A 26,905-nucleotide genomic window follows, 5' to 3' on the forward strand; every position below is an offset into this window, starting at 1 on the left:
CGAAACCTCCGGGCAGCGTATTGCCCAGAAGCGTCGCCAGCCGCGCCGAAAAGAGCGTGCCGAACAGCGCGATCCCGATCGACCCCCCGACCTGCCGGAACAGCTGGAACCCCGCGGTGCCCACCCCCAGCATCTCGCGCGGGACCGCGTTCTGGATCGCCGTGGTGCCCACCGACATCGTCGGCCCCATGCCAAGGCCGACCATCGCGATCATGATCGTCAGCGCCCAGCGAGGCGTTTCCGGCGTCAGTTGCGTCAGCAGCGTCAGGCCGACCGTCAGCATGAAGGTGCCGCCGACCGGAAGCCAGCGGTACTTTCCCGTCCGCCCCATGATCTGACCGCTGACCACCGACGACGTGACGATGCCCAGCATCAGCGGCAGAAGCTGCATCCCCGAGGCGGTCGGGCTGATGCCCTTCGCGACTTGCAGGTAAAGCGGCAGGAAGGTGATCGCGCCGAACATCGTCGCAAAGACGATGAAGCCGATCGCGCTGAAGATCACGAAGGTGTTGTGGCGAAACAGCGCGGGCGGCAGGATCGGCTCGGCCGCGCGCTGTTCGGTGGCGATCAGCGCGCCGATAGCGGCAATGCTCAGCACGATCAGCGTCAGGATGAAGGGCGAGCCCCAGGGAAAGCTGCGCCCGCCGAGGCTGGTGAACAGCACCACCGAGGCCAGCGCCGTGGTCAAGAGCACCGCCCCCATGCTGTCGATCTTGTGACTGGTGCGGATGCCGCGCGGCTTGAACGCGACGGCAAAGGCCACCAGCGCGGCGATGCCCAGCGGCAGGTTGATGTAGAAGATCCACCGCCACGAGAAATGATCGACGATGTAGCCGCCCGCCAGCGGTCCCGCCACGCTCGACAGGCTGAACACGGCGGCGAACACGCCTTGAACCTTGCCCCGCTCCCGTGGCGCCACCACGTCGCCGATCACCGTCTGCGCCAGCACCATCAGCCCGCCGCCGCCCACGCCCTGCAAGCCCCGCGCCAGGATCAGGAAGGTCATCGAGGTGGCCTGCCCGCAGAGCATCGAGCCCAGCAGGAACAGCGTCACGGCAATCTGCATCATCACCTTGCGGCCGTAGAGGTCGCCCAGCTTGCCGTAAAGCGGCGCCACCACGGTCGAGACCAGCAGGTAGGAGGTGACGACCCAACTCAGATGGTCAAGCCCGCCCAGATCGGCCACGATGGTGGGCAGCGCGGTCGACACGATGGTCTGATCCAGCGAGGCCAGCAGCATCATCACCGCGATCGCGGTGATGATCAGCTTGCGCGACTGGGCGGGTTCGGCGGAGGGTGTGGTCATGCGGAATTCCTTGCCACGGGGGCTGGTGATCCGCCCCCCGCGCGCCCCAATCTAGGACGCGGCGCAGGGCAGGGCAACCGGAGGCGGGCATCATGACAGACCGGCGCGGGGCGATCCTCTGGGTGCTGTGCCTTCAATATTTCGTGGCCGAGGCCATCGTGGCGCAGGGCTACTGCGGCCCCTACAACCTGCCCACGAACTACATCAGCGACCTTGGCGCCCGCACCTGCGCCAAGGTCTGCTCGCCGCTGCACCCGCTGATGAACGCGTCGTTCCTGCTGCAGGGGGTGCTGATCGCCGGTGGCGCGCTGGCGGTCCGGCGCATCTTTCCACGCAGCAGCATGTTCACCGCCGCGCTGGTCTGCATCGCCGCCTCGGCCGCGGGGGTGATCCTTGTCGGCCTTTATCCCGAGGATTCGGGCTCGCCCTGGCATTACAACGGCGCCGCCGAGAACTTCCTGCTCTCGAACCTCGGCATGGTGCTGGCGGGCCTCGCCTTGCGCCCCGTCGCCCCTGCCCGCGCGTTCTACAGCCTTGCCAGCGGCTTGATCGGCCTTGCGGGTCTCGCGCTGCTGGCGGTGAAGGCCGATCTTGGCCTCGGCATCGGCACGGTGGAACGGATCACGGCCTACCCGTTCCCGCTCTGGCTCGGCGTGACAGGGCTCTGGCTGCTGCGCCGCGCGGGCTGAGACACTGGTGACCCCGGATGGATTCGAACCATCGACCTGCCGCTTAGGAGGCGGCCGCTCTATCCCCTGAGCTACGGGGCCACGCGCCGTCCTTGTGCCGGGAAACGACGCGGTGCGCAACTGTCCTGGGCTGGTCGCGATCGCATCGGCAAGGCGGGGAAGGCGGGGCGGGGAAGGCAAGGGGGAGTGACTTTTGGCCCACCACTCCCCCTAAAGTCCAGATCGTCACGGAGAAAGAGCTTGCAGGACGCGCTGGATTCGGTCGGCTTTGCGGCCGTTAGCGGTAACATAGCCGAACATGCGGGCTTGGACAAGCGCGAGGTTGGCGCTAACAATGATCTATCCACAGTTCATTCGGGCACTCCATTGACCAGCGAACCACGCCTCGACCCCCGCCGCACCCTGACGCTTCGCGATGTGTCCGAAGCCTCCGGGGTCAGCGAGATGACGGTCAGCCGGGTTCTGCGCAACCGCGGCGACGTCTCGCGCAGCACGCGCGACCGGGTGCTGATGGCGGCCAAGGCGCTGGGCTATGTGCCCAACAGGATCGCGGGCGGCCTGGCCTCGCAGCGCGTGAACCTGATCGCGGTGATCATCCCGTCGCTGTCGAACATGGTGTTCCCCGAAGTGCTGACCGGCATTTCGGAAATCCTCGACGATACCGGCCTGCAACCGGTCGTCGGAGTCACCAACTACTCGCCCGAGCGCGAAGAGCGGGTGCTTTACGAGATGCTGTCCTGGCGCCCCTCGGGCGTCATCATCGCCGGGCTGGAACACAGCGACGCCGCCCGCGCCATGATGCGCAACGCGGGCATCCCGATCGTCGAGATCATGGATGTCGATGGCGAGGCGGTCGACTCCGTCGTGGGCATCTCGCACATCCGCGCCGGGCAGATGATGGCGCAGGCGATCCTGGCCGCGGGCTATCGCAAGATCGGCTTTCTTGGCACCCAGATGCCGCACGACCACCGCGCCCGCAAACGGCTGCAAGGCTTCACCGCCGCGCTCGCCGGGGCGGGGCTGGAGGTGCAGGACCGCGAATACTACGACGGCGGCTCGGCGCTGCTGAAGGGGCGCGAGATGACGCAGGCCATCCTCGCGCGCCGACCAGATCTCGATTTCCTTTACTATTCCAATGACATGATCGGCGCGGGCGGGCTTCTGCACTGTCTTGGCGCGGGCATCGACGTGCCCGAACGGCTTGGCCTTGCCGGCTTCAACGGCGTCGAACTGCTGGAAGGGTTGCCCCGGCGCCTTGCCACGATGGATGCCTGTCGGCTGGAGGTCGGCCGCCGCGCCGCCGAGATCATCGCGGGCAAGACCGCCGACGGAAAGACCAGCGGCCTGCGCATCGAACTGACCCCCCGGCTCGACCCCGGCGAGACGATCCGCCCGCCGCGCTGAGCGCTCAGCCGCCGAACTTCACCCGCAGGGTAAAGCCGTAATCGGCCGCCGTCAGCGCATCGGGCGCCGCCGGGAAGGGTGCCGCCGCCCGCACCGCCGCCACCGCCGCAAGGTCCAGCGCCGCCACGCCGGAAGACTGCGCAACACTGGCCGCCACCAGTTGCCCGTCGCGGTCCAGCGACAGCGCCACCCCCACCGTGCCGCGCGCATCCCCGGCCGCCACCGGGTATTGCTTGTGCCGCTCCACCCCCGCCATGATCCGCGCGCCCCAGCCTGCCAAAGCCGTCGCCTCGGCCGAACCGGTCGCCGTCATCGCGGCCTGCCCGCCCGTGCCCGCCGAAGCCCCGGCACCCGCGCCACGCGCCTTGCCACCCGCTTGCGCTTCGGCCGGTCTCGGCCGCGATGCCGCCGGTTTCGGTGGCGGGGGTGCCGCATCCGCCAGCGGCGCAGGCTCGGCCGCGCGCGGCGGCGGCAGTGGCGTTGCATCGGTTTGCGCCGGTCCCGCCCCGTCGCCCGGCAGCGGCGGCAGCGTCCCTTCGGCATCCGGCGGCGCCGCAACCTGCCCGATCGCGGCCACCAACCCCGGCACGGGTGGCAACGGCACCGCCTGCGCGGGCGCATCGGCCATCGGCGCAACGGGCCGCACCACCACCGCCTGCGCGACCGGCGTATCGGCGCGCGGCGCGACCACCAACCGATCCTCGTGGGGGGTCACAGGGGCGGCTTGCACCACCGTCGGCACCACCGGCCCGGTTGCCGCGGGCGAGGGTGGCAGCGCGGCGACCAGCGTCACCTGCAACACCCCGCCATCGCCCGACGACAGCCCCCCCGTTGTTGCCGCCAGCGCCAGCCCGACCACGCCGACGTGCAGCAGCGCCGAGATCGCCACCGTCCAGAGCCGCTCCCCTCGCCGCCGCTCCGCCTCGGCAACAGCCCGTCGCGGCGCCACCACGCGCGGCGCAGGCCCACCCTCGGGCGCCACCTCGATGGACGGAAACCGCCGCCCCGGAAACGCCACCACCTGACGCGCGCTCAGCGGTGGCGGCGGGGCGGGGGTTTCCACCCGGCGGCGCGGGAACGCGACGACGCTCATGCCCGCCCCGGTCCCGGCGGGTCGCCGGTCTTGTCTGGCAGGCAGGCGGGCATCGTCATCCTTTCCGGCATCCTTCGGCGTCAGCATCGCGCCCCACGCCCAAGCGGGCGCGGCCAAAGGCGACACCCCGGCCAGCAGGCGCGAATCGCCGCGCAGGATAGGCCCCTGCGCGCGCCGCGCAAACCAGCCTCAATCACCCGCCACCGCGATCTCGGTGCCCCAAGCCGCACAGGCGGCCCGCACCGCCGCGGAGGGCGACGCGTCGGTGAAGAACGTGTCCACCCCGGCCAGCGAGGCGATGCGCACCGGCGCCGTGCGGGCGAACTTGGAGCGGTCGGCCACCAGAAACCGCCGCCGCGCCTGCGCAAGAATCGCCTGCGCCACCCGCACTTCGCGCACGTCGAAATCCAGCAGATCGCCCGCCTCGTCCAGTGCCGAGGCGCCGATGACGGCGAAATCCACCTTGAACTGGCGCACCACCTCCATCGTCATGTCGCCTACCAGCCCGGCATCGGCGCGCCGCAGGACGCCCCCCGCCACGATCACCTCGCAGCCCTCGTTCCGCGCCAGAATGTTCGCGACGTTCAGGTTGTTCGTCACCACCATCAGGTTGCGATGATGCAGCAGGCCGCGCGCCACCGCCTCGGTGGTGGTGCCGATGTTGAGAAACAGCGAGGCATCCTGCGGTATTGCCGCCGCACAGAGCCGCCCGATCCGCTCTTTCTCGGCGGCATGCAGGCTGCGCCGGTCCTCATAGCCGATGTTCACCACACCCGAGGCCAGCACCGCCCCGCCGTAGACGCGCGTCAACTGCCCGGCGTCGCACAACTCCGTCAGGTCGCGCCGCACCGTCTGCAAGGTCACGCCAAAGCGGGCGGCGAGGTCTTCGACCACCACTTTGCCCTCTTCCCGCGCGATCTTCAGGATTTCGCCTTGCCGGAAATTCTGTGCCATCGAAGCCTCCTGCCCCCGGTGTAGCAAAGCCCGAGCGGTTCGGGAATTGCCGGGGTAACCGATCCGCCGGAAGGCGCGCGCGCCGACTGTCGGCGGCCGAGCCGAATCGCAACGCACGGGTGAAACTGGCGCACCCGCGCCAGAAAGGGAGGAACAAACGTTTTGGTCCGGCGCGAAAACGCGGCCAATTCCGGAAAATATTTCCGGCCATTCTCGAAAGCGGTCCTTTGTTCCGCCGCCCCTCCGTTGTGTGGAAGGTCATTCCCCCGCCGCAGACCGGCAGGCGAACGTGGTCCTTATCTTTTCCCCATGATTGCAATTGGTTACGGGATTGCCCCATATCAGGGCACAGCGTAGCCCCCCGCGCCGGCCCCAAGGAAGGACATCCGATGCCCCTGACCGCGATTCCGCAAGACTGGCTGTTCGGCCTTGTCGGCGGGTTGATGATCGGCGTCGCGGCCGCGGTGCTGCTGCTCTTCAACGGGCGCGTCCTCGGTGCGAGTGGAATTCTTGGCAGCGCACTGGAGGGCACCAGCGAACGCGCCTCCGATGAGCGGCTGACGTTCCTGGCCGGGCTGATCGGCGCCCCGGCGCTGGCCGTGGCGTTGTTCGGGGCACCCCTGACCCATGTCTCGGGCGATGTCCCGCTGCTGATCGTTGCCGGGTTGCTGGTCGGCTTCGGCACCCGCCTCGCCAACGGCTGCACCTCGGGTCACGGCGTCTGTGGCATGTCGCGGTTCTCGATCCGCAGCATCGCTGCCACCGTCGTCTACCTTGCGGCCGGCATGGTCGCCTTCTACGTCGCCCGTCACATTCTGGGAGCCATCTGATGCGCCTTCTTGTTTCCACCGTCTCGGGCGCCCTGTTCGGCCTCGGGCTGCTGGTCTCCGGCATGACCGACACCGCCAAGGTGCAGGGCTGGCTCGACATCGCGGGCACCTGGGATCCGACGCTCGCCTTCGTGCTGGGCGGCGCGATCCTGCCGATGCTGCTGGCCTGGCGCATCGCGGCGCGGCGCCGGACGGCGGTTCTGGGCGAGCCGATCCCGTCGATGCCCGCGCAGGTCATCGACGCGCGGCTGCTGGGCGGCTCGGCGCTCTTTGGCATCGGCTGGGCGCTGGCGGGCTTCTGCCCCGGCCCCGCGCTCGCTTCGCTCGGATGGAGCGGGGTCGGCGGCACCGCCTTCGTGCTGGCGATGATCGCGGGGATGATCGGCCATCAGGTTCTGCAACGGGGCGCGGTCCAGACCGCCTGACCCGTCGCGGGTCTGGTCTTTGAATTCGTCCAAGCCATCGCGTGACGGAAAGGCCGCCGCCCTCTGACGGGTCGGGGGCCTTTTTCGCAGGCAACGAACCTGTCACGAGCGAACATGACAATTGACGAAACGAACAGTTCCACCGATGGTCCGATGCAAACAGGGGGGCCAGATGGAACCGGTCGATCTTTTTGTCATCGGCGGCGGCGTGAACGGCTGCGGCATTGCGCGCGACGCGGCGGGGCGCGGGCTCACCGTCACCCTGGCCGAGATGAACGACCTTGCCTCGGCCACCTCGTCGGCGTCCACCAAGCTCTTTCACGGCGGCCTGCGCTACCTCGAATACTTCGAGTTCCGGCTGGTCCACGAATCGCTGGTGGAGCGCGAGGTGCTGCTGCGCGCCATGCCGCACATCAGTTGGCCGATGCGCTTCGTGCTGCCCTATCACCCCTCGATGCGGTTCGAGGGGGACACGCCGACCTCGCGCCTGCTGTCGGTCTTCATGCCGTGGATGAAGGGCCGCCGCCCGGCCTGGCTGATCCGGCTGGGCCTGTTCATGTACGACCATCTGGGCGGTCGGAAGCTTCTGCCGGGCACGCGGTCGGTGAACCTGACGACCGATCCGGCGGGCAAGCCGCTGAACCCGAAGTTCACCCATGCGTACGAATACTCCGACTGCTGGGTCGAGGATTCCCGCCTTGTCGTGCTGGCCGCCCGCGATGCGCAGGCGAAGGGCGCGACCATCCTCACCCGCGCCCGCGTCACCGGCGCGCGGCGCGAGGCCGATCTGTGGCACATCACGGTGGAGGGCGACGACGAGACCGTGACCCACACCGCCCGCGTACTGGTCAACGCAGGCGGGCCCTGGGTCGGCCAGATCATCACCGGCACGCTTGGCATCAGCTCCACCGAGGGCGTTCGGCTCGTGCGCGGCAGCCACATTGTGACCAAACGTTTGTTCGATCACGACCGCTGCTACTTCTTTCAGGGCACCGATGGCCGGATCATCTTCGCGATCCCCTATGAGGGCGACTTCACCCTGATCGGCACCACCGACAAGGATCACAAGGGCTCGCCGGGCGATGCGGTCTGCACCCCTGAGGAGCAGGATTACCTCTGCGCCTTCGCCTCGCAATACTTCGCCAGGCCGGTGACGCGGGCCGATATCGTCTGGACCTATTCCGGCGTCCGCCCGCTTTATGACGATGGCGCGAAATCGGCCACTGCCGCCACGCGCGACTACGTGCTGTCGCTGGACAAGGGCGCTGGTGCGCCGCTGCTCAGCGTCTTCGGCGGCAAGATCACCACCCACCGCCGCCTTGCCGAACACGCGCTGGAAAAGTTGCTGCCGTTCTTCCCCAAGGCCAAACCGGCGTGGACGGCGGGCGCAGCCCTGCCCGGCGGCGATTTTCCGGTGCTGGGCTTCGATGCCCTCGTTGCGAGGTTGCGCACGGATTACCCCTTCCTCACCGCCTTCCACGCCCGCCGCCTGTGCCGCGCCTATGGCACCGAGGCGCCAACGATCCTTGGCGCCGCCAAGCGCCCGGAAGACCTCGGCCGCGACTTCGGCGCGACGCTGACCGAGGCCGAACTGCACTGGCTGATGGGCAAGGAATACGCCCGCACCGCCGCCGACGTGGTCTGGCGCCGCTCGAAACTCGGCCTCAGGCTGACGCCCGACCAGATCGCCGCGCTGGAGGCGTGGATGACGGAGGCCCGCGCATGACCCGCATCCTTGCCATCGACCAGGGCACCACCTCCACCCGTGCGATCCTGTTCGACGCGGCGCTCAGGGTCGAGGCCACCGCCCAGGCCGAGTTCCCGCAGCACTTCCCGCGCTCGGGCTGGGTCGAGCATGACCCGGCCGAGATCTGGTCCTCGACCGAGGGCACCATCCGCAAGGTGATGGCCAACGCCGGGGTGACCGCCAGGGACATCGCCGCCATCGGCATCACCAACCAGCGTGAAACCACCCTGCTGTGGGACCGCGCCACCGGCGAACCGCTGCGCAACGCCATCGTCTGGCAGGACCGCCGCACCGCCGACACCTGCGAACGCCTGCGCGCCGCGGGCCATGAACCGCTGATCCGCGAAACCACCGGCCTGCTGCTCGACCCCTACTTTTCGGCGACCAAACTCGCCTGGCTGCTCGACCATGTCGATGGCGCCCGCGCGCGCGCAACGAAAGGTGAACTGGCGTTCGGCACCGTCGACAGCTTCCTGATCTGGAAGCTGACCGAGGGGCGCGTTCATGCCACCGACGCCACCAACGCCGCCCGCACGATGCTTTATGACATCCGCACCGGCCGCTGGTCACCGGAACTTTGCGCCCTGTTCGACATCCCCGCATCGCTGTTGCCCGAGGTCCGCGACTGCGCCGCCGACTTCGGCGCCACCACGCTGTTCGGCGGCTCAATCCCGATTCTCGGCGTCGCGGGCGACCAGCAGGCCGCGACCGTCGGCCAGGCCTGCTTTGCCCCCGGCATGGTGAAATCGACCTATGGCACCGGCTGTTTCGCACTGGCCAATACCGGCAACCGGATGGTGATCAGCACCCACCGCCTGCTGACCACCATCGCCTACCAGTTGAACGGCCAGCCGACCTACGCGCTTGAAGGCTCGATCTTCATCGCGGGCGCCGTGGTGCAATGGCTGCGCGACGGGCTGCACCTGATCGGCGCGGCATCCGAGGCCGGGCCGCTGGCGGAAACCGCCGACCCGCATCAGCAGGTCATCCTCGTTCCCGCCTTCACCGGCCTCGGCGCGCCCTACTGGGATGCCCACGCCCGCGGCGCGATCTTCGGGCTGACCCGCGCCACCGGCCCGGCCGAATTGGCCCGCGCCGCGCTGGAAAGCGTCGGCTTCCAGACCCGCGACCTGATGGAGGCAATCGCCGCCGACATGATTGCCGACTCGGGGGGCGGCACCCCGACCCGGACCCTGCGCGTCGACGGTGGCATGACGGCCAGCGACTGGACGATGCAGTTCCTCGCCGACATCCTCGGCGCCCCGGTGGACCGACCGCAGGTCCGTGAAACCACCGCGCTGGGCGCCGCCTGGCTGGCCGGGATGCAGGCGGGCGTCTGCCCCGATGCCGCGGGCTTCGCGCAATCCTGGGCGCTCGATCGCCGCTTCACGCCGCAGATGCCGCAGGCCGCCCGCGATGTCCGTTACGCGATGTGGAAGGATGCGGTGCGCCGCACCCTGACGCCCGCCGCATCCTGACGCCCGCGTGACCCTGTCGCACTCTGCCCCCCTGTTCAGCGCCGCGGCTTGCGCCTAACCTCGCGCCATGCGCCAGAACCGCCGCCTTCCGGGCCTTGTCCTGACCCTGATGCTCGTCCTCGCCAGCATGGCGACGGGCTTGGGTTACAGCTATGCGCGCGCCGCGACCGATCCGGCGCTGATCGCCTATGCCGAGGCGGGCGGCAGCCTTGACGATCTTTGCCTGGGCTCGGGCGGCGCCAGCCACCGCGGCATCCCGTGCGACTGCTGCCTGACCGGCCCGGCCCTGATCCCCGATCCGGTCGCCCTGCCGCATCCCGTCGGCTACGTTCTGGCGCTCGCGCCGCTGTTCTCTGCCACCCCCGCGCTGCCCGACACGCCGCGCGACCCGGTGCGTGCAGTCCGCGGTCCGCCCGCCGCCGTCTGAGCCCGTCATCCCTCACCCCGGCCCGGCGACCGCACTGCGGCGCGGGCCCGCTCAGACACGAACGGACACACCATGAAGAAACTCAGCCTCATTCTGGCCGCCCTGGCCTTTGCCACGTCTGCCGCGGCGCAAGACTTTACCGTCGGCAGCCTCACCATCTCCGACCCGCATGCCGCACCGACGACGCCCTCGCAGATGTCGGACGCGGGGTTCATGACGATCACCAACGCCGGTGACGCGCCCGATGACCTGATCGGCGTCTCGGGCGATTTCGCCGACCTGATGCTGCATGTCACGGCGGTCGATGCGAACGGCATCGCCACCATGACCCATGTCGAGTCGCTGGAGATTCCGGCCCACGGCAAGGTCGAACTGAAGCACGGCGGCTATCACATCATGATGATGGGCCTGAAGAAACCGCTGACCAAGGGCGAGATGGTTCCGGCCACGCTGACCTTCAAGAACGCGGGCAACGTCAAGATCGAGTTCATGATCGGCGACGGCGGCATGGACATGCAGTCGGGCGACGCGACGATGGGCGGAATGAAGATGGACAGCGCCGACGCCGACGCCATCGCCGCCACGATCAAGGGCCAGTTCGACAAGCCCGACGCCCCGCTGACCGTGGCCAATGTCTCGGTGCAGGGCAGCGCCGCCGTCGCGGGCTGGTCGCAGGGCGGCATGGGCGGACGCGCTTTCCTGACCAAGGGCGCCAAGGGCTGGTCGATCACGCTCTGCTCGGGTGAAAGCCTGACGCAGGCCGCCACGCTGAAGTCGCTCGGGCTCAGCGCGGCGGATGCCGATGCGCTGGCCATGTCGGTGGCCGCGGCCGACGCCACGCTGCCGCCCGCCACAGTGGCGCTGCTCAACAGCTTTGCAGGCACCGTGCAGATGGACGGCGCCGGAAACTGATCCCTCTGGCGGCGGGCGCCCGACGTCGGAGCGCCCGCTTTCCGGCCGCCGTCACGCGTCGGCGCGCAAGCTCTGGCGCTGTTTGCCCAAGCCCTCGATCCCCAGTTCCACCACGTCGTCGGCGCGCAGGTAGGTCGGCGGCTTCATCCCCATGCCGACGCCCGGCGGGGTGCCAGTCGAGATCACGTCGCCCGGTTCCAGGCTCATGAACTGGCTCAGGTAGCTGACCAGATGCGCCACGCCGAACACCATCGTTTTCGTCGATCCGTCCTGCCGCGTGGTGCCGTTCACCGTCAGCCACATCGCCAGGTTCTGCGGGTCCGCCACCTCGTCACGCGTCACCAGCCAGGGGCCGATCGGGCCGAAGGTGTCGCAGCTTTTGCCCTTGGTCCACTGGCCGCCGCGTTCGGTCTGGAAGGCGCGCTCGGAATAGTCGTTGATCACGCAATACCCCGCGACATGGTCCAGCGCCTCGGCCTCGGTCACATACTTTGCCCGCTTGCCGATGATGACGCCCAGCTCCACCTCCCAGTCGGTCTTTTCCGATCCGCGCGGAATCCGCACCTCGTCATCCGGCCCGCCGATCGCGCTGGTGGCCTTCATGAACAGGATCGGCTCCTTCGGGATCGGCGCGCCGGTCTCGGCGGCATGGTCGGCGTAGTTCAGACCGATGCACATGAACTTGCCCACCCGGCCGACGCAGGGGCCGTAGCGCACCGCGCCTTCGACCAGCGGCAGGCTGGCCGGATCAATCGCCGCCAGTGCCGCCAGCCCTTCGGGCGTCAGCACATCGCCCGCGATATCGCCCACCACGGCCGACAGGTCGCGGATGCGGCCCTCGGCATCCAGCATCCCCGGCTTCTCGGCCCCGCTCGGCCCATAGCGCAAAAGCTTCATCGCCTGTCCCCTTCTTTCGGTTTGTCGCCAGACTTGGCTGGCCCGGCCTTCGACGTCAAGGCATCGACGCGCGCCGCGCGCGGGTGCTGGCGCTGGCGAGCCTCGATCTGGCCGATCCGCAGATGGCGCAGCCCATCGACCAGCACGGCGATCAGCAGCCCGAAGTTCAGCATCCCGTTGGCGGCCGCCATCCCGCCCAGCAACTGCCATTCCTTCGGCAGCAGCACGTCGCCGTTGCCCAGCGTCGTGAACGAGACCAGCGCGAAGTAGACCGCCTGTTCCATCGTCGGAAAGAGGCCCATCAGCCGGAAGGCGATCGCCCAGATCCAGACCCCGGCCGTGACCAGCCACAGGCTCCAGATCGCGGCCAGCGACAGTGCCAGCATCAGCTTGGGGCGATGCGGCTCGCGCATGAACCAAGGCATCGCGCGCTGCAGCATCACCTCCATGAACCAGAAGCTGAGCCCCGCGACCAGGATGCAGGTCAGCATCAGACACGACCCGACGAGAATCTGGATGATCATGCGTTCTCCTTGCCGCTGCGGCAGCTACAGTAGACTGTGGCGCGCCAGGGGAAAAGCGCCGCACGTCGGTGCAACGTCGGTGTGTTTTCGGTGCTTTATCGGTGCAAATTCGGTATTCGGTTTGCCGCCGTCTGGACAGGCCCCCGCCACATGCCTATCTCGGTCCGATCATGGTGCAACACGCTGACCCCAATTCGAAGCTGATCGCCGACAACCGCCGCGCGCGGTTCGATTTCGCCATCGAAAGCGATATCGAGGCGGGCATCGTGCTGACCGGGTCCGAGGTGAAGTCGCTGCGCCAGGGCGGCTCCAACATCGCCGAAAGCTATGCCTCGGTCGAGGGCGGCGAGTTGTGGCTGATCAACGGCTACATCGCGCCCTACCGTCAGGCCAAGACCTGGGGCCATGATGAACGCCGTCGGCGCAAGCTACTGGTTTCGCGCAAGGAACTGGCACGGCTCTGGTCGGCGACGGCGCGCGAGGGGATGACCATCGTGCCGCTGAAGCTTTATTTCAACGAACGCGGCATGGTGAAGCTGAAGCTGGGGGTGGCCAAGGGCAAGTCCCATGCCGACAAACGCGAAACCAGCGCCAAGCGCGACTGGGACCGCCAGAAACGCCGGTTGCTGAAGCAAAACCAGTAGGCCGCGCCGGGGTTGCCTGACCGGGCACACCCCGCTAAGTCAATCTGGCCGAGTGCAGGAGCGCCGATGATGCAGGACGATCCGAAAACCCTTGTTTCCACCGACTGGCTCGCCGCCCATCTGCGCGACCCCGACCTGCGCATCCTCGACGCCTCGTGGTATCTGCCCGACACCGGCCGCGACGCCCGTGCCGAATATGCCGCAGCCCATATTCCCGGCGCCCGCTTCTTCGACATCGACGAGATCGCCGATCAGCGCTCGCCCCTGCCGCACATGGCGCCGCCGCCCGAGAAGTTCATCTCGCGCCTGCGCGCGATGGGGATCGGCGATGGTCATCAGGTCGTGGTCTATGACGGCGCGGGCCTGCTGTCGGCGCCGCGGGTCTGGTGGACCTTCCGCCTGATGGGCAAGACCGATGTGGCCGTGCTGGATGGTGGCCTGCCGAAATGGCGCGCCGAGGGCCGCGAGATCGAGGACATGGACCCGATCGTGCGCGACCGCCACATGACCGTGCAACGGCAGGCCGGGCTGGTGAAGGACGTCACGCAGGTCGCCGCCGCGTCCAAGCTGGGCGATTGGGACATCGTCGATGCGCGTTCCCCCGCCCGCTTCCGGGGCGAGGCGGCAGAACCGTGGCCGGGGCTTCGCGCGGGCCATATCCCCGGATCGAAGAACGTCCATTATCAAGACCTTCTGAACTCCAATGGCACGATGAAGGACGTGGCCGCCCTGCGTGCCGCCTTCGCGGCCGTCGGGGTTGACCTGGCCAGGCCCATCATCTCGACCTGTGGGTCGGGCATCACGGCGGCCATCCTCGATCTGGCGCTGGAACGGATCGGGCACCGCGCGCACGCGGTCTATGACGGATCGTGGGCCGAATGGGGCATGTATGGCGACCTGAAGGTCGCGAAAGGCTAGACGATGTTCGACTCGCTGACGCCGCAACCGGCTGACAAGATCCTGGCCCTGATGGCGATGTTCCGCGAGGATCCGCGGGCCGACAAGATCGACCTTGGCGTGGGCGTCTACAAGGACGCGACCGGGCTGACCCCGGTGATGCGCGCGGTGAAGGCGGCCGAGCGGCAGCTCTGGGAGACCGAACGCACGAAGACCTACACCGGACTGGCGGGCGAGCCCGACTACCACGCCGCGCTGGCGGGGCTGATCCTCGGCGCGCGGTATGACGCGGCCCGGATGGCGGCGGCGGCGACGCCGGGCGGCACCGGCGCGATCCGTCAGGGGCTGGAACTGATCCGGCTGGCGGCACCCGGCGCCACCGTCTGGCTCCCCGACCCGACCTGGCCCAACCACCCCTCGATCATCGCCTATCTGGGCATGAAATCCGCCACCTACCGCTATTTCGACGCCGAGACGCGGGCGGTCGATTTCACCGGCATGGCGGCCGACCTTGGCCGCGTTGCGGCGGGCGACGTGGTCTTGCTGCATGGCTGCTGCCACAACCCGACCGGCGCCAACCTGAACCTGACGCAATGGGGCGAGGTCGCCGACATCCTTGGCCAACGCGGCGCGATTCCGTTCATCGACCTCGCCTATCAGGGCTTCGGCGACGGGCTGGAGGAGGACGCGGCGGGCACCCGGCTGATCGCCGCCCGTCTGCCCGAGGTGATGATCGCCGCGTCGTGTTCCAAGAACTTCGGCGTCTACCGTGAACGCGCGGGCCTCTTGATGGTGCTGACCAGCCCGGCCAGCCGCGCGGTGACGCAGGGCACGCTGGCGTTCCTGAACCGGCAGAACTTTTCCTTCCCGCCTGATCACGGCGCCCGGCTGGTGACGATGATCCTGAACGATCCAACGCTTCGGGCCGACTGGCAGGCCGAACTGGAAGCGGTGCGCCTGTCGATGCTGGGCCTGCGCGAACAACTGGCGCGCGAACTCCGCCGCCTCACCGGGTCCGACCGGTTCGGCTTCATCGCCCAGCACCGCGGCATGTTCTCCCGCCTTGGTGCTACCCCCGCGCAAGTCGAACGGCTGCGCGCCGCGCACGGCATCTATATGGTCGGCGACAGCCGCATGAACATCGCCGGGCTGAACGCCACCACCGTGCCGATCCTCGCGCAGGCGATCGTCGACTGCGGCATCTGATCCTTCATTTTCGGTCTGAAAATATCCCGCCGGGGGTGCGGGGGGCGCGAAGCCCCCCGCTCTGTCCCGCGCCAACGGCGGCTTCTCCACATGAAAAGACCGGCGGAGCTTGCGCTCCGCCGGTCCAGTGTCACGGCCGGGGAGGAGGATCAGCCGTGGTAAGCCGCTTCGCCGTGGGACGAGAGGTCCAGACCTTCGCGCTCGGCGTCGGTGTCGACGCGAAGGCCGATCAGCATGTCGACGATCTTGTAGAGCACCAGCGAGCCAATGCCGCACCACAGGATCGTGGTCAGCACGGCCTCGATCTGCACCATTTCCTGACCCATCATGGTCTGGCCGGTGGCATAACCCACGCCGCCGAAGCCGACGTCGGCCAGAATGCCGGTCAGCAGGGCGCCGGTGATCCCGCCGATGCAGTGCACGCCGAACACGTCGAGGCTGTCATCATAGCCGAACTTCGACTTCACCGTGGTGACGAAGACGTAGCAGATCGGCGAGACGATGAAGCCCAGCACGATCGCGCCCAGCGGGCCGACAAAGCCGCAGGCCGGGGTGATGGCGACCAGACCCGCCACCATGCCCGACGCCGCCCCCAGCATCGAGGCCTTGCCGCGCACCAGCCCCTCGACCGCCGACCAGGCCAGGATCGCGGCGGCGGTCGCCACGAAGGTGTTGATCATCGCCAGCGCCGCGGTGCCGTTGGCGGCCAGCGCGGAGCCCGCGTTGAAGCCGAACCAGCCGACCCACAGGATCGAGGCGCCAACCATCGTCAGCGTCATCGAGTGGGGCGCCATGTTGTCCTTGCCGAAACCGACGCGCTTGCCGATCAGCAGGGCGCCGCAGAAGGCCGCGATCCCGGCGTTGATGTGCACCACGGTGCCGCCCGCGAAGTCCATCGCGCCCATTTTGAAGAACAGGCCGGTGGTATCCCAGACCATGTGGGCGATCGGAAAGTAGACGAAGGTGACCCAGAGTGCCACGAACAGCAGCAGCGCCGAGAACTTGATGCGCTCGGCGAAGGCGCCGATGATCAGCGCGGGCGTGATGACGGCGAAGGTCATCTGGAACACGACGAAGACGTATTCCGGGATGGTGCCCGAGATCGACGCGGGCGTCAGGCCGGACAGGAACACCTTGCCGAAGCCGCCGAAATAGGGCGAAGGACCGCCGCCGAAGGCCATCGAATAGCCGTAAAGCACCCAGAGCACCATCACGAGCGCGGTGATCAGCGTGCACTGCATCAGCACCGACAGCATGTTCTTGGTGCGCACAAGACCGCCGTAGAACAGCGCAAGGCCCGGCACCGTCATGAACAGCACCAGCGCGCTCGACGTCATCATCCAGGCGGTGTCGCCGGAGTTGATCACTGCAGGCGCGGCAGCCGCCGCGGCGGGGGCTGCGGCGGTCGCGTCCGTGCCCGCAGTCTGTGCCAGCACCGGAAGCGCGACGGCCGCCGCCACTGCCGCCAGACCGAGAATCTTCTTGAAGTTCGACATGTCCCTATCTCTTTCCCTTGCTCGGCCGCGTCAGAGCGCGTCGTCGTTGGTTTCGCCCGTCCGGACCCGGACCGCCTGGTCCACGTCGAGCACGAAGATCTTGCCGTCGCCGATCTTGTCAGTCTTGGCGGTCTTGCGGATCGTCTCGACGACCTGATCGGCGAGCCCGTCGCTGACCACGATCTCAAGCTTCACCTTGGGGACGAAGTTCACGGCATATTCGGCACCGCGATAGATTTCGGTGTGGCCCGACTGCGAGCCGAACCCTTTCACCTCGGTCACCATCATGCCGCGCACGCCGATGGAGGTCAGAGCTTCGCGGACCTCCTCAAGCTTGAACGGCTTGATTGCTGCAATAATGAGTTTCACGTCGTTACCCTTCCGGTTGGCAGGTGGCCCGTTGCGGCGCCCACAGCGGCAGAAAGCGGTGTTCGCAGGTGCAGCACAAGGAAACGGGCGGGCGGAAGAGGGGCGCGACCGGCAAGAATGCACATTTTTTGCACATATTGGACAATGAGGCTAATTTTTGTGCAACTTCAAAACCGAATCACGCGCGCTTCCTGCTCCACATTTGCTCGGGCCTTCGGTATTCTCGCCGCAAAAGAGGCATCCCGCAGAGGCGGGCAAAGCAGACAGCGGGCAATACGGGCATGAGCGGGACCGGGCGGAGACAGCCGCCCCTGAAGGCGGATCGGCGCTATCCGGCGCAGGGCGCCAAGAGCGGCGGCGCGAAGTCGGGCGGCGGCAAGTCGGCGGGCGGCGGGCGAAAGCGTCAGACGGCCCGGCGCGCAGCGCGCGGCGGCAACATGGTTACGCGGTTCTTTGGCAGGCTGCTGCGGCGCGCCGTGCAGTTCGTCTGGGGCATCGGCTGGCGCGTGACGCTGATGCTGGCCTTTGTGCTCGGGATGGCCACGCTTTACTATTACTCGACCCTGCCCGCGGCCAAGGATCTGCTGGACGCGCGCACGCGCGGGTCTGTCACGCTTTTCGACGACAACGGCGCGCCCTTCGCCTGGCGGGGCGAGACCTTCGGCGGCACCGTGACCGCCGAGACCGTGTCGCCCAACCTGCGCAATGCGATCGTGGCCACCGAAGACCGGCGCTTCTACCACCACTTCGGCGTCAGCCCGCGCGGCATCCTGGGCGCCATGCTGATCAACCTTCGCGCGGGCCGCCGCCCGTTCGATGGCAATGGCGGCTCCACCATCACCCAGCAGGTCGCCAAGCTGCTGTGCCTCGGCATCCCCTACGACCAGAAGGTCTGGCAATCCGAGGCTGACTACGAAGGCGACTGCCGCCGTTCCACCGTCTGGCGCAAGCTGAAGGAAGTGCCCTACGCGCTGGCGATGGAGGCGAAATACTCCAAGAACGAGATCCTGACGATCTACCTGAACCGGGCCTATCTTGGGGCCGGCACGCGCGGGTTCGAGGCTGCGGCCGAACGCTATTTCGACAAGCACGCCAGCGACGTGACGCCAGCCGAGGGCGCGATGCTGGCGGGTCTGCTCAAGGCGCCGTCGTATTATGCGCCGACCAACAACCTGGCCCGCGCGCAGGATCGCGCCAACGTCATCATCGACCTGATGGCCGAGCAGAGCTACATCACGCTGGCGCAGGCGCAGGACGCCCACACCAATCCCGCCATGCTGTCGAAGGCCGCCGCCCAGCAGGCGGGCGGCTACTTTGCCGACTGGGTGATGGACAGCGGCGCCAGCTTCCTGACCTCGGACACCACCGAGGACGTGATCATCAAGACCACGCTCGACCCCCGCATCCAGGCGGGGGCCGAGAGCGCGATGAAGGACGTGTTCGAAAACAAGCTGAAGGACGGCTCGAACGTGCAGGCCGCGATCGTGGTGATGTCGCCCGATGGCGCGGTGCGCGGCATGGTGGGCGGGCGCACCAGCCAGGTGTCGGGCGCCTTCAACCGCGCGACGCAGGCGCTGCGGCAAACGGGGTCGGCGTTCAAGCCCTTCGTTTATGCCGCGGCACTGGACATGGGGATGAGCCCGAACGACACCGTGGAAGACGCGCCGCTGACGATCAACGTCAAGGGCTCCGGCCCCTGGTCGCCGAAGGACTACGAGCGCGATTACAAAGGCACGGTGACGCTGACCACGGCGCTGAAACTGTCGCTGAACATCCCGGCGGTGAAGATCTCGGAACAGGTTGGCCGCGCCAACGTGCGCAAGGTCGCGGCCGATTTCGGAATCCAGAGCGATCTGGCGGCCGGGCCCGCGCTGGCGCTCGGCGTATCCGAGGTGACGCTGCTGGACATGACGGGGGCCTATGCCGGCATCCTCAATGGCGGCTCGTCGGTGAAACCCTACGGGTTGATCGAGTTGCGACTGAAGGGCGACAAGCAGCCGCTGGTCGGCCAGGGCGGCGGCATCGGCGAACGGGTGATCTCGCCAAAGGCGGATGCCGAGCTGATCTACATGATGACCCAGGTGATCGAAAGCGGCACCGGCGTGCGCGCCAAACTGCCCGACCGTCAGGCGGCGGGGAAGACCGGCACCACGCAAGAGGCCCGCGACGCCTGGTTCATCGGCTTCACCGCCGATTACGTGGTGGGCGTCTGGCTGGGCAACGACGACAACTCGCCGCTGACCGGCACCACCGGCGGTGGCCTGCCGGCCGATATCTGGCGCGCGACAATGGTCAACATCAACAAGGGTGTTCCGCCGAAGCCGTTGCCGATGATCGTGCCCGATGTCCCGACCCCCGGCACCCCCGCCGAACAGGTTGGCGCCTCGCCGCAGCCGGATTCAGGCACACTGGCCGACCGGATCATCATGGGCGTCCTGAACACCCTGACCGGCAACAACTGAACGGCAGCCCGCAGACTCGACCGAGGCCGCCCGGCCGCAGCCGGACCGCTGGATCAGCCGGACACCTTCAGTTGTGTGACCAGGGCGTTGATGTCGCCATTCTGCTGATCGAGCATCGCCCCGATCTCGGTGCGCTCGGTCGCGAGCATGTTCACGCCTTCGATGATGATGTTGTAGAACAGGTCGCGCCCGCTCTTGCTCGACACCCACCAGCGCAGATCGAACGGCGCCTGACCGCGCAGCTTGGCGACCGAGACGACCTCGAAGTTCTCGTTCAACGGATGCGCGTCGACCACCGTGATCTGGCCGCCGATGAATTCGCGGAACCGGCGGCCATACTTGCGCGAGATGTAGCCCTGGAACGCCTGGGTGAAGGCCGACATCTGGGGCGCGCTGGCCGAGCGTGCGGCAACCCCGAGCGCGCTGCGCGCGATGATCGGCACGTCGGAATACTTGACGAAGACTTTCTCGAAATCGACGAACATCTGCTGTTCGGTCTCGCCCGAGTTGATGATCCGGTTCACCTCGACCACGAGGCTGTCGATCAGCGAACGGGCGGTGGAGATGTCGAGCGCGGCGGCAGGGCCGGGCAGGGCGACAAGCGCGGTGCCCGACAGGGCGACGGCCAAGAATGTGCGACGGGTCAGATCAGTTCGCATAGGGATCCTCGTAGGGGTCGGTTGCGGCCGGGGCGGGTTCGCCCAGATCATAGTGCCGCTTTTCCAAGTAGATCAGGCGTTCCTGCGCATAGCCGTCGGCACTGCCGTGCAGGATCGAATCCAGCGTGTCCTTGTATTTGTAGCGCGTGTTCAGTGCCGCGCCGAATTCGATCACCGTCGGGTAGCCGCGCACCGCCTTCGGCAGGATCGCGTTCACGGGGTCGACGATCGTATCGACAACCGTCCCGGCCAGATCGCGCTCGGTCGTCGGTCCCAGAGCAATGACCTCGAGATAGGCGCCCTCACGCACGCCCCAGGTGGCCAGCGTCGCGCCGAAGTCGTTCTTCTTGGCGTGAAGCCCCAGCGCACCGGCCGGGTCGAAGAGGCCGCCGACGCCGAACACCGTGTTGAAGGCAAAGCGCAGCGTGTTCTGGGCCGCATCGCCGACCTTGGCCTGCAAGAGGTCGTTCATCACGTAACCCGGCAGGCTCAGGTTCCCGCCCAAATTGGTCACCGCACTGCGGACCGGTGGCGGCAACACCTTGCCGTAGGCCTGCGACGCCGGCCGGATCAGATGCGAATCGAGCGCGATGTTGACCTGGTGGTTCTCGCGGTTCTGCGCCTCGTAGGGATCGTTGATGACACCCGGCCCCTTCGGCGCAGCACACCCGGCCAAGGCCGCCACAGCAAGGATCGCCGAGGATCGGACGACGCGTGGACCGAAGGCTGGAAACGGAAATTTAGCGTTCGTCATGCAAGGTGTCCGAGATTTCAGCTAGGGGGGTGCGGCGCCCGACACGCCGTTTCATCACATAGGCCGCCGGGCCGGTCATGACAACCGCGAAGCGGCGCGCCGCCTCGCCCGATCACATCCGCGTGGAGGCCTTCGCCGCGAGAGGAGCCGTTTTGCAACACATGCCCAACGCAAACAGGGGAAATCCGCTGTCGATGCACCCCGAGGCACGCGTCATCCTTCCTGCGACCGTGGTGTTCGGCATCGCGCAGAACCTGCTGCTGATGACCGGGCCGCTCTACATGCTTCAGGTCTACGACCGCGTGCTGGTCAGCCGGTCGGAACCGACGCTGGCCGCCCTGACCGGGCTTCTGGTGGTGTTGTATGCCGCGATGGGGGTGCTCGACCACGCCCGCGCCCGGCTCATGGCGCGGCTTGGCGCGCGCTGGCTGCACCGGCTGGATCGGCGGGTCTTTGCCGCCGCGCTGTCGCGGGGAACGGCTGTGCCGGGCGACCCTGCCGCCTGGGCCGCGCAACGCGACCTGGAGGCGGTGCAGCGGTTCCTGTCCTCGCCCGCCCCGCTCGCGCTGTTCGACCTGCCGTGGACGCCGCTTTTCGCGGGCGCGATCTTCCTGTTCCACCCCTGGCTCGGCTGGCTCGCGCTGGGGGGTGGCGCGCTTCTGGTGGCACTGGCGGGCCTGAACCAGGTCATGACCGGACGGCTGGCCGCCACAACGACCGCCGCCGCGCTGGCGGCCGAGCAACTGTCCGACCAGATCAAGCAAGAGGCGGAAACCGTGCAGGGCCTCGGGATGCGCGGCAATGCCTTCGACCGCTGGCAAACCGCCCGTGACACCGCGCTGGTCGGGCAGATCGCCCTTGCCGACCGTGGCGGGGGCATTCTGGTGCTGTCGCGGACGGTGCGGCTGATCCTGCAATCGGCCATGCTCGGGATGGGGGCGCTGGTCGTGCTGCGCGGGGAGATGTCCGGGGGCGCGATGATCGCGGGCTCTGTCCTTCTGGGCCGGGCATTGCAGCCGGTCGAGCTTGCGATCGCCCACTGGGGCATGGTGCAGCGCGCCCGTCAGGGCTGGCGCCGCCTGTCGGACCTGCTTGACCAGGTGCCGCCCGAGTCGCCGCAAAGCGCGCTGCCCCGGCCGCGCGCGCAGCTTGAGGTGCGCCACCTGACCGTGATTCCGCCCGGTGCCACGCGGGCGGCGCTGCGCATGGTTTCGTTTCACCTCGAACCGGGCCAGGCGCTGGGCGTCATCGGCCCGTCCGGATCGGGCAAGTCCACCCTCGCCCGTGCCCTGACCGGGCACTGGCCCCCGGCGGTGGGCGATATCCGCCTCGACGGTGCCGCGCTGGCACAGTTTTCGCCCGATATGCTGGGCGAGTTGATCGGATACCTGCCGCAACGGGTCGCTCTTTTTGCCGGGACGGTGGCCGACAACATCGCCCGGCTGGCGCCCATCCCCGATCCGCGCGGGGTGGTCGCGGCCGCATCGCGCGCCGATGCCCACAGGATGATCCTGTCGCTGCCGCAGGGTTACAACACGCCAGTGGGGCCGGGCGGGGCCGGGCTGTCGGGCGGGCAGGTGCAGCGGATCGGTCTGGCCCGCGCGCTTTACGGCGGCCCGCTCGTGCTGGTGCTGGACGAACCCAATGCGAACCTTGACACCGAGGGTGCGCAGGCGCTGAACGCGACGGTCCGGCAGGTCAAGGCGGCGGGCGGCGCGATCGTCCTGATGACGCATCACCCGACGGCGCTGCAGGCCTGCGACCTTGTGCTGGTGCTTGATGCCGGCCATGCCCGCGCCTTCGGCCCGCGCGACACGGTGCTGCGTGCGATGCTGCGGACCGGCACCGACCAGGTTGGCGAGCGCGGCCCGGGAGGCACCGCGTGACGCCCGATTTCGCGATCCGCGGCCCGCTCACGGCCGGGTGGCTGGCGCTGGCGGCGCTGCTGTTTGGCGGCGGCGGGTGGAGCGCGACCGTGATGCTGTCCGGGGCGGTCACTGCGTCGGGACAGGTCGAGGTCGACGGCAACCGACAGGTCGTGCAATCCCTCGACGGCGGCATTGTCGATACCGTCCTGGTGCACGAGGGCGACCGGGTCGCGGCGGGCCAGCCGCTGGCAGACCTGAACGGAGCCGACCTGGTGGCCAGCCTCGCGCGGCTGCGCATGGCGCTGGCCGCGCTGGCCGCGCGCCACGCCCGCCTTGCGGCCGAGCGCGACGGGTTGGCCGTCCCCCCGTTCGCCGCGGACCTTATCGCCGCCGCCGGCCGCCCCGAGATCGCCGCGCTGGTGGATGACCAGCGCCGCCTGTTCGCCGCGCGCGCCGACAGCGACGCCAGCCAGCGCGACCAGTTGGCCCGCCAGGCCGACCAGATCGGCCAGGAAATCGTCGGGCTGGTGGCGCAACGCGCGGCGCTTGACCGCCAGCTCGCGCTGGTTGCCCGGGACCTTGCCACGCAAAGCGATCTGGCGGGCCGCGGCCTTGCCCCGGTCGAACGGATGCTGACCCTCCAGCGCCAGACCGCCGAGTTGGAGGGGAGCCGCGCCGCACTCGACTCTCAGCGCGCCCAGGCCGAGAGCCGGATTACCGAGACGCAGATCGCGGCGCTGCAGATCGTCCGGACCCGGCGCGAGACGGCGCTGACCGAGTTGCGCGACCTCGTTCCGCAGGAACTCGATCTGACCGGACAGGCCGATGCGCTGGCGGCGCGGATCGCCCGGCTGACGCTGCGCGCCCCTGTCGGCGGCATCGTCTGGGGCCTCTCGGTGACCACGCCGGGGGCTGTCGTCAAGCCGGGCGACACGATCCTGTCGATCGTGCCGCAGGACCGCCCGCTGATCGTCACGGCCGAGGTGCCGCCGGTGAATATCGACGATGTCGCCGTAGGGCAGGCCGTGCGGCTGCGGGTGCTCGCCTTTCACGACCGGCTCGCGGCAGAACTGACCGGCCGCGTTGCAACCGTCTCGCCGGATGCCTTCCGCGACGACCGCACCGGGCGCAGCTTTTACCGCGTGCGCATCGCGCTCGACGTGCCGCCGCAGTCCGGGGCGGCCCCTGGTGCGGCGCTGCCCGGCCCGCTGTTGCCGGGAATGCCCGTCGAGGCGTTCATCGTCACCGGCGCGCGCACGCCGCTTGCCTACCTGCTTGCTCCGCTTCGCGCCTACTTCGATCATGCTCTGCGCGAGAGCTGATCGGGGGTTTCCGTCGTCCGTCGGGGCGGGTAGCCTGCGCCCGTAACCGACGCCGAAACCGATGCGGAGAAAACCATGAGCGGAGAGATCGAGGCGCGCCTTGCCGCGCTGGGTGTCACGCTGCCGGAGGCCCCGGCCCCGGCCGCCAACTATGTGCCCTGGGTCAAGGTGGGCAATCTGGTGCATGTGTCCGGCCAGATCAGCCAGGGGCCGGACGGGCTGATCAAGGGCAAGCTCGGCGCCGAGCTGGATGTGGCGGCCGGCGCGGCGGCGGCGCAGCGCTGCGCGATCAGCCTGCTCGCGCAGGTGCGCGCAGCCTGCGGCGGCGATTTCACACGGCTGGTGCGGGCGGTGAAGCTGACCGGCTTTGTCAACTCCACCGCCGATTTCACCGACCAGCCCAAGGTGATCAACGGCGCCTCCGACTTTCTCGTGGCAGTGCTCGGCGATGCCGGGCGGCACGCACGTTCGGCGGTGTCGGCCGCATCGCTGCCGCTGGGCGTCGCGGTTGAAATCGAAGGGATATTCGAGGTCCGCTGATGCCCGCTTTGCCGCATGTCTTCCTGACCACGCCGATCGCGCATCGCGGCTACCACGACCGCGCCGCGGGCCGGATCGAGAATTCCCGCGCGGCAGTGGCTGCCGCCGTTGCCGCCGGATACGGGATCGAGATCGACATCCAGCCCTCGTCTGACGGGGTGCCGATGGTGTTTCATGACGATGCGCTAGACCGGCTGACCGGTGCCGCGGGCCCGATCCGGGCCCGCACGGCCGCCGCGCTTCAGGCGCTGCACCTGAAGGGCGGCCCGGATGGCATCCCGACCCTGGCCGAGGTGCTCGCGCTGATCGGTGGGCGGGTGCCGCTGCTGGTCGAGATCAAGGACCAGGATGGCGCGAACGGGCCGAACGTCGGGCCGCTGGAGGCGTCCGTGGCGGCGCTTCTGTCCGATTACAGCGGCCCGGTCGCGGTAATGTCGTTCAACCCGCATTCGGTCGCGGCGATGGCGCGGCTGGCGCCCGGGATTCCGCGCGGGCTGACGACCTGTTCCTACCCGGCGCAGGACTGGCCCGACATCGCCGAGGCAGAGCGCGTGCGGCTGCGCGCCATGCCGGATTACGATCCTGTCGACGCCAGTTTCATCAGCCATGAGGCCGCCGACCTTGGCGACCCGCGGGTGGCGGAGCTAAAGGAGCAGGGCGCGGCAATCCTGTGCTGGACGATCCGCAGCCCCGCCGCCGAGGCCGCAGCCCGCCGCATCGCCGACAACATCACCTTCGAGCGCTATGCTGCCGTGATCCCCTCTTGACCGTTCCGCTCTGCGGCCCACCTGAAACCTGTGGCCGCGCGAGACCCTGCCGATGACCGAGACGATCGAGATCACCGTTCATCCCCGTCTGTCGGAGATCGACGCCCGCGACTGGGACGCCTGCGCCTGCCCCGAGGCGGCTACCGGGCGCCCGGTCGATCCGTTCACCACGCACCGCTTCCTGTCGGCGCTGGAACGCTCGCGTTCGGTCGGGTCCGGAACGGGCTGGACGCCGCGCCATCTGGTGGCGCGGCAAGGCGGCGCGGTGATCGCGGTGGCGCCGCTTTATGCGAAAAGCCACAGCCAGGGCGAATACATCTTCGATTTCAACTGGGCCCAGGCCTACGAGAATGCGGGCGGGCGCTATTACCCCAAGCTGCAGATCGCCGTGCCCTTCACCCCCGCGACCGGGCGCCGGTTCCTGACCCGGCCGGGGCAGGAGGAAACGGGCCGCGCGGCGCTGGTGCAGGGCGCGCTGCAACTGGCGGCCGATCACCGGATGTCGTCGCTGCACATCACCTTCTGCACCGGGGACGAGGCCGAAGCGGGCGCCGCGATGGGGCTGATGCACCGCGTCACGCAGCAATTCCACTGGATCAATGCGGGCTATGCCAGTTTTGACGGATTCCTTGACAGCCTCTCCTCGCGCAAGCGCAAGGCGATCCGCAAGGAACGCGCCACCGCACAGGGTTTCGGCGGCACCATCCATGCGCTGACCGGCGACGACCTGAAGCCCGAACACTGGGATGCGTTCTGGCGTTTCTATCAGGATACCGGCGCGCGCAAATGGGGCACGCCCTACCTGACGCGCGCGTTCTTCGACGAGATGCAGGCGACGATGCGCAACGACATCCTGCTGGTGCTGGCCGAACGGGGCGGGCGCTGGGTGGCGGGGGCGCTGAACTTCATCGGCCGCGACACGCTTTACGGCCGCTACTGGGGCAGCACCGAGGATCACCCCTGCCTGCACTTCGAACTGTGCTACCATCAGGCCATCGATTACGCCATCGCGCACCGGATGGCGCGGGTCGAGGCCGGGGCGCAGGGCGAACACAAGCTGGCGCGCGGCTATCTGCCGACGGCGGTCCATTCGTTGCACTGGATCGCCGACGCGGGCTTTCGCGCCGCCGTCGCCCGCTATCTTGAGGCCGAGCGGAACGCCGTCGATCAGGAAATCGAGGTGCTGACCGCCTATGGCCCCTTTCGCCGGGGCGAACGGCCGGAGTGACGCAAGC

General features: G+C 68.5%; 26 protein-coding genes and 1 tRNA gene. 17 read left to right on the forward strand and 10 right to left on the reverse strand.

The annotated features are described in order from the left end of the window. Positions 1-1,306: MDR family MFS transporter (locus AC11WY_RS12155; protein ID WP_482925805.1), on the reverse strand; the 1,306-nt coding region annotated here is incomplete at its 3' end. 92 nt (positions 1,307-1,398) lie between these two features. On the opposite strand from AC11WY_RS12155, the gene AC11WY_RS12160 reads away from it, so the two are divergent. Further along, entirely contained in the window at positions 1,399-1,995 is a 597-nt protein-coding gene (locus AC11WY_RS12160; protein WP_482925807.1) for a DUF998 domain-containing protein, read from the forward strand. 5 nt (positions 1,996-2,000) lie between these two features. On the opposite strand, the gene AC11WY_RS12165 is transcribed toward AC11WY_RS12160, so the two are convergent. Next, positions 2,001-2,076: transfer RNA gene (locus tag AC11WY_RS12165), tRNA-Arg, on the reverse strand. A 285-nt stretch (positions 2,077-2,361) separates the two neighbouring features. On the opposite strand from AC11WY_RS12165, the gene AC11WY_RS12170 reads away from it, so the two are divergent. Beyond that, complete coding sequence (locus tag AC11WY_RS12170) at positions 2,362-3,399, forward strand: LacI family DNA-binding transcriptional regulator (RefSeq protein ID WP_482925809.1); 1,038 nt, start codon at positions 2,362-2,364, stop codon at positions 3,397-3,399. 4 nt (positions 3,400-3,403) lie between these two features. On the opposite strand, the gene AC11WY_RS12175 is transcribed toward AC11WY_RS12170, so the two are convergent. Together AC11WY_RS12175 and AC11WY_RS12180 are read right to left on the reverse strand one after the other, a co-directional pair. After that, positions 3,404-4,492, reverse strand: coding sequence for a TonB family protein (locus AC11WY_RS12175; protein ID WP_482925811.1), 1,089 nt, complete (start codon positions 4,490-4,492; stop codon positions 3,404-3,406). Positions 4,493-4,681: 189 nt separating this feature from the next. Beyond that, entirely contained in the window at positions 4,682-5,446 is a 765-nt protein-coding gene (locus tag AC11WY_RS12180) for a DeoR/GlpR family DNA-binding transcription regulator (protein WP_482925813.1), read from the reverse strand. Between the two features lie 389 nt (positions 5,447-5,835). On the opposite strand from AC11WY_RS12180, the gene AC11WY_RS12185 reads away from it, so the two are divergent. The 6 genes from AC11WY_RS12185 to AC11WY_RS12210 all read left to right on the forward strand — a co-directional run bounded on the left by AC11WY_RS12185 (position 5,836) and on the right by AC11WY_RS12210 (position 11,265). Then, positions 5,836-6,276, forward strand: a complete 441-nt coding sequence (locus AC11WY_RS12185) for a YeeE/YedE family protein (RefSeq protein WP_482925815.1) — start codon at positions 5,836-5,838, stop codon at positions 6,274-6,276. Then, positions 6,276-6,701: a DUF6691 family protein gene (locus AC11WY_RS12190; protein WP_482925817.1), complete on the forward strand. Its 426-nt coding sequence runs from the start codon at positions 6,276-6,278 to the stop codon at positions 6,699-6,701. The genes AC11WY_RS12185 and AC11WY_RS12190 overlap by 1 nt, the downstream gene beginning before the upstream one ends. A 172-nt stretch (positions 6,702-6,873) precedes the next feature. Next, positions 6,874-8,427, forward strand: coding sequence for a glycerol-3-phosphate dehydrogenase (glpD, locus tag AC11WY_RS12195; protein ID WP_482925820.1), 1,554 nt, complete (start codon positions 6,874-6,876; stop codon positions 8,425-8,427). Beyond that, positions 8,424-9,926 (forward strand): glycerol kinase GlpK, encoded by a 1,503-nt coding sequence (glpK, locus tag AC11WY_RS12200; RefSeq protein WP_482925822.1) that lies wholly within the window; start codon positions 8,424-8,426, stop codon positions 9,924-9,926. The genes glpD and glpK overlap by 4 nt, the downstream gene beginning before the upstream one ends. A 67-nt stretch (positions 9,927-9,993) precedes the next feature. After that, a complete protein-coding gene (locus AC11WY_RS12205) occupies positions 9,994-10,353 on the forward strand; it encodes a hypothetical protein (RefSeq protein ID WP_482925824.1) in 360 nt (119 codons plus the stop codon). Between the two features lie 72 nt (positions 10,354-10,425). After that, positions 10,426-11,265, forward strand: coding sequence for a copper uptake system-associated protein (locus AC11WY_RS12210; protein ID WP_482925826.1), 840 nt, complete (start codon positions 10,426-10,428; stop codon positions 11,263-11,265). Between the two features lie 51 nt (positions 11,266-11,316). Here the strand turns inward: AC11WY_RS12210 and AC11WY_RS12215 are convergent, their stop codons facing one another. After that, entirely contained in the window at positions 11,317-12,162 is an 846-nt protein-coding gene (locus AC11WY_RS12215; protein WP_482925828.1) for a fumarylacetoacetate hydrolase family protein, read from the reverse strand. Next, positions 12,159-12,686 carry an ion channel gene (locus AC11WY_RS12220; protein WP_482925830.1) on the reverse strand — a complete coding sequence of 176 codons (528 nt, stop codon included), beginning with the start codon at positions 12,684-12,686 and terminating at the stop codon, positions 12,159-12,161. Before AC11WY_RS12220 ends, AC11WY_RS12215 begins: the two co-directional genes overlap by 4 nt. A 170-nt stretch (positions 12,687-12,856) precedes the next feature. On the opposite strand from AC11WY_RS12220, the gene smpB reads away from it, so the two are divergent. From smpB to AC11WY_RS12235, 3 genes are all read left to right on the forward strand, one after another. After that, positions 12,857-13,330 carry an SsrA-binding protein SmpB gene (smpB, locus tag AC11WY_RS12225; RefSeq protein WP_482925832.1) on the forward strand — a complete coding sequence of 158 codons (474 nt, stop codon included), beginning with the start codon at positions 12,857-12,859 and terminating at the stop codon, positions 13,328-13,330. A gap of 69 nt (positions 13,331-13,399) precedes the next feature. After that, positions 13,400-14,248 (forward strand): 3-mercaptopyruvate sulfurtransferase, encoded by an 849-nt coding sequence (gene sseA / locus AC11WY_RS12230; RefSeq protein WP_482925834.1) that lies wholly within the window; start codon positions 13,400-13,402, stop codon positions 14,246-14,248. Between the two features lie 3 nt (positions 14,249-14,251). Continuing rightward, positions 14,252-15,433: an amino acid aminotransferase gene (locus tag AC11WY_RS12235; RefSeq protein ID WP_482925836.1), complete on the forward strand. Its 1,182-nt coding sequence runs from the start codon at positions 14,252-14,254 to the stop codon at positions 15,431-15,433. A gap of 149 nt (positions 15,434-15,582) precedes the next feature. Here the strand turns inward: AC11WY_RS12235 and AC11WY_RS12240 are convergent, their stop codons facing one another. Together AC11WY_RS12240 and AC11WY_RS12245 are read right to left on the reverse strand one after the other, a co-directional pair. Continuing rightward, the gene (locus AC11WY_RS12240; protein ID WP_482925838.1) at positions 15,583-16,929 is read right to left on the reverse strand and encodes an ammonium transporter; all 1,347 of its coding nucleotides are present in this window, start codon (positions 16,927-16,929) and stop codon (positions 15,583-15,585) included. A 30-nt stretch (positions 16,930-16,959) separates the two neighbouring features. Next, complete coding sequence (locus AC11WY_RS12245) at positions 16,960-17,298, reverse strand: P-II family nitrogen regulator (RefSeq protein ID WP_482925840.1); 339 nt, start codon at positions 17,296-17,298, stop codon at positions 16,960-16,962. 281 nt (positions 17,299-17,579) lie between these two features. Here AC11WY_RS12245 and AC11WY_RS12250 point away from each other — a divergent pair, with 281 nt between their 5' ends. Beyond that, on the forward strand, positions 17,580-19,760 hold the full coding sequence (locus AC11WY_RS12250) for a transglycosylase domain-containing protein (protein ID WP_482925842.1): 2,181 nt from the start codon (positions 17,580-17,582) through the stop codon (positions 19,758-19,760). Between the two features lie 53 nt (positions 19,761-19,813). On the opposite strand, the gene AC11WY_RS12255 is transcribed toward AC11WY_RS12250, so the two are convergent. Together AC11WY_RS12255 and AC11WY_RS12260 are read right to left on the reverse strand one after the other, a co-directional pair. Then, positions 19,814-20,419: an MlaC/ttg2D family ABC transporter substrate-binding protein gene (locus tag AC11WY_RS12255; protein WP_482925844.1), complete on the reverse strand. Its 606-nt coding sequence runs from the start codon at positions 20,417-20,419 to the stop codon at positions 19,814-19,816. Continuing rightward, entirely contained in the window at positions 20,409-21,173 is a 765-nt protein-coding gene (locus tag AC11WY_RS12260; RefSeq protein ID WP_482925846.1) for an MlaA family lipoprotein, read from the reverse strand. Before AC11WY_RS12260 ends, AC11WY_RS12255 begins: the two co-directional genes overlap by 11 nt. 161 nt (positions 21,174-21,334) lie before the next feature. Here AC11WY_RS12260 and AC11WY_RS12265 point away from each other — a divergent pair, with 161 nt between their 5' ends. The 5 genes from AC11WY_RS12265 (at position 21,335) to AC11WY_RS12285 (ending at position 26,898) form a co-directional block, all read left to right on the forward strand. Beyond that, positions 21,335-23,059 carry a type I secretion system permease/ATPase gene (locus AC11WY_RS12265; RefSeq protein WP_482925848.1) on the forward strand — a complete coding sequence of 575 codons (1,725 nt, stop codon included), beginning with the start codon at positions 21,335-21,337 and terminating at the stop codon, positions 23,057-23,059. After that, positions 23,056-24,363 (forward strand): HlyD family type I secretion periplasmic adaptor subunit, encoded by a 1,308-nt coding sequence (locus tag AC11WY_RS12270; protein WP_482925850.1) that lies wholly within the window; start codon positions 23,056-23,058, stop codon positions 24,361-24,363. Before AC11WY_RS12265 ends, AC11WY_RS12270 begins: the two co-directional genes overlap by 4 nt. Before the next feature lie 75 nt (positions 24,364-24,438). Then, positions 24,439-24,903, forward strand: coding sequence for a RidA family protein (locus tag AC11WY_RS12275; protein WP_482925852.1), 465 nt, complete (start codon positions 24,439-24,441; stop codon positions 24,901-24,903). Continuing rightward, positions 24,900-25,670, forward strand: coding sequence for a glycerophosphodiester phosphodiesterase family protein (locus AC11WY_RS12280; RefSeq protein WP_482925920.1), 771 nt, complete (start codon positions 24,900-24,902; stop codon positions 25,668-25,670). The genes AC11WY_RS12275 and AC11WY_RS12280 overlap by 4 nt, the downstream gene beginning before the upstream one ends. A 52-nt stretch (positions 25,671-25,722) precedes the next feature. After that, positions 25,723-26,898 carry a GNAT family N-acetyltransferase gene (locus tag AC11WY_RS12285; RefSeq protein WP_482925854.1) on the forward strand — a complete coding sequence of 392 codons (1,176 nt, stop codon included), beginning with the start codon at positions 25,723-25,725 and terminating at the stop codon, positions 26,896-26,898. Positions 26,899-26,905: the final 7 nt, after the last annotated feature.

This window comes from Solirhodobacter sp., assembly GCF_964715405.1.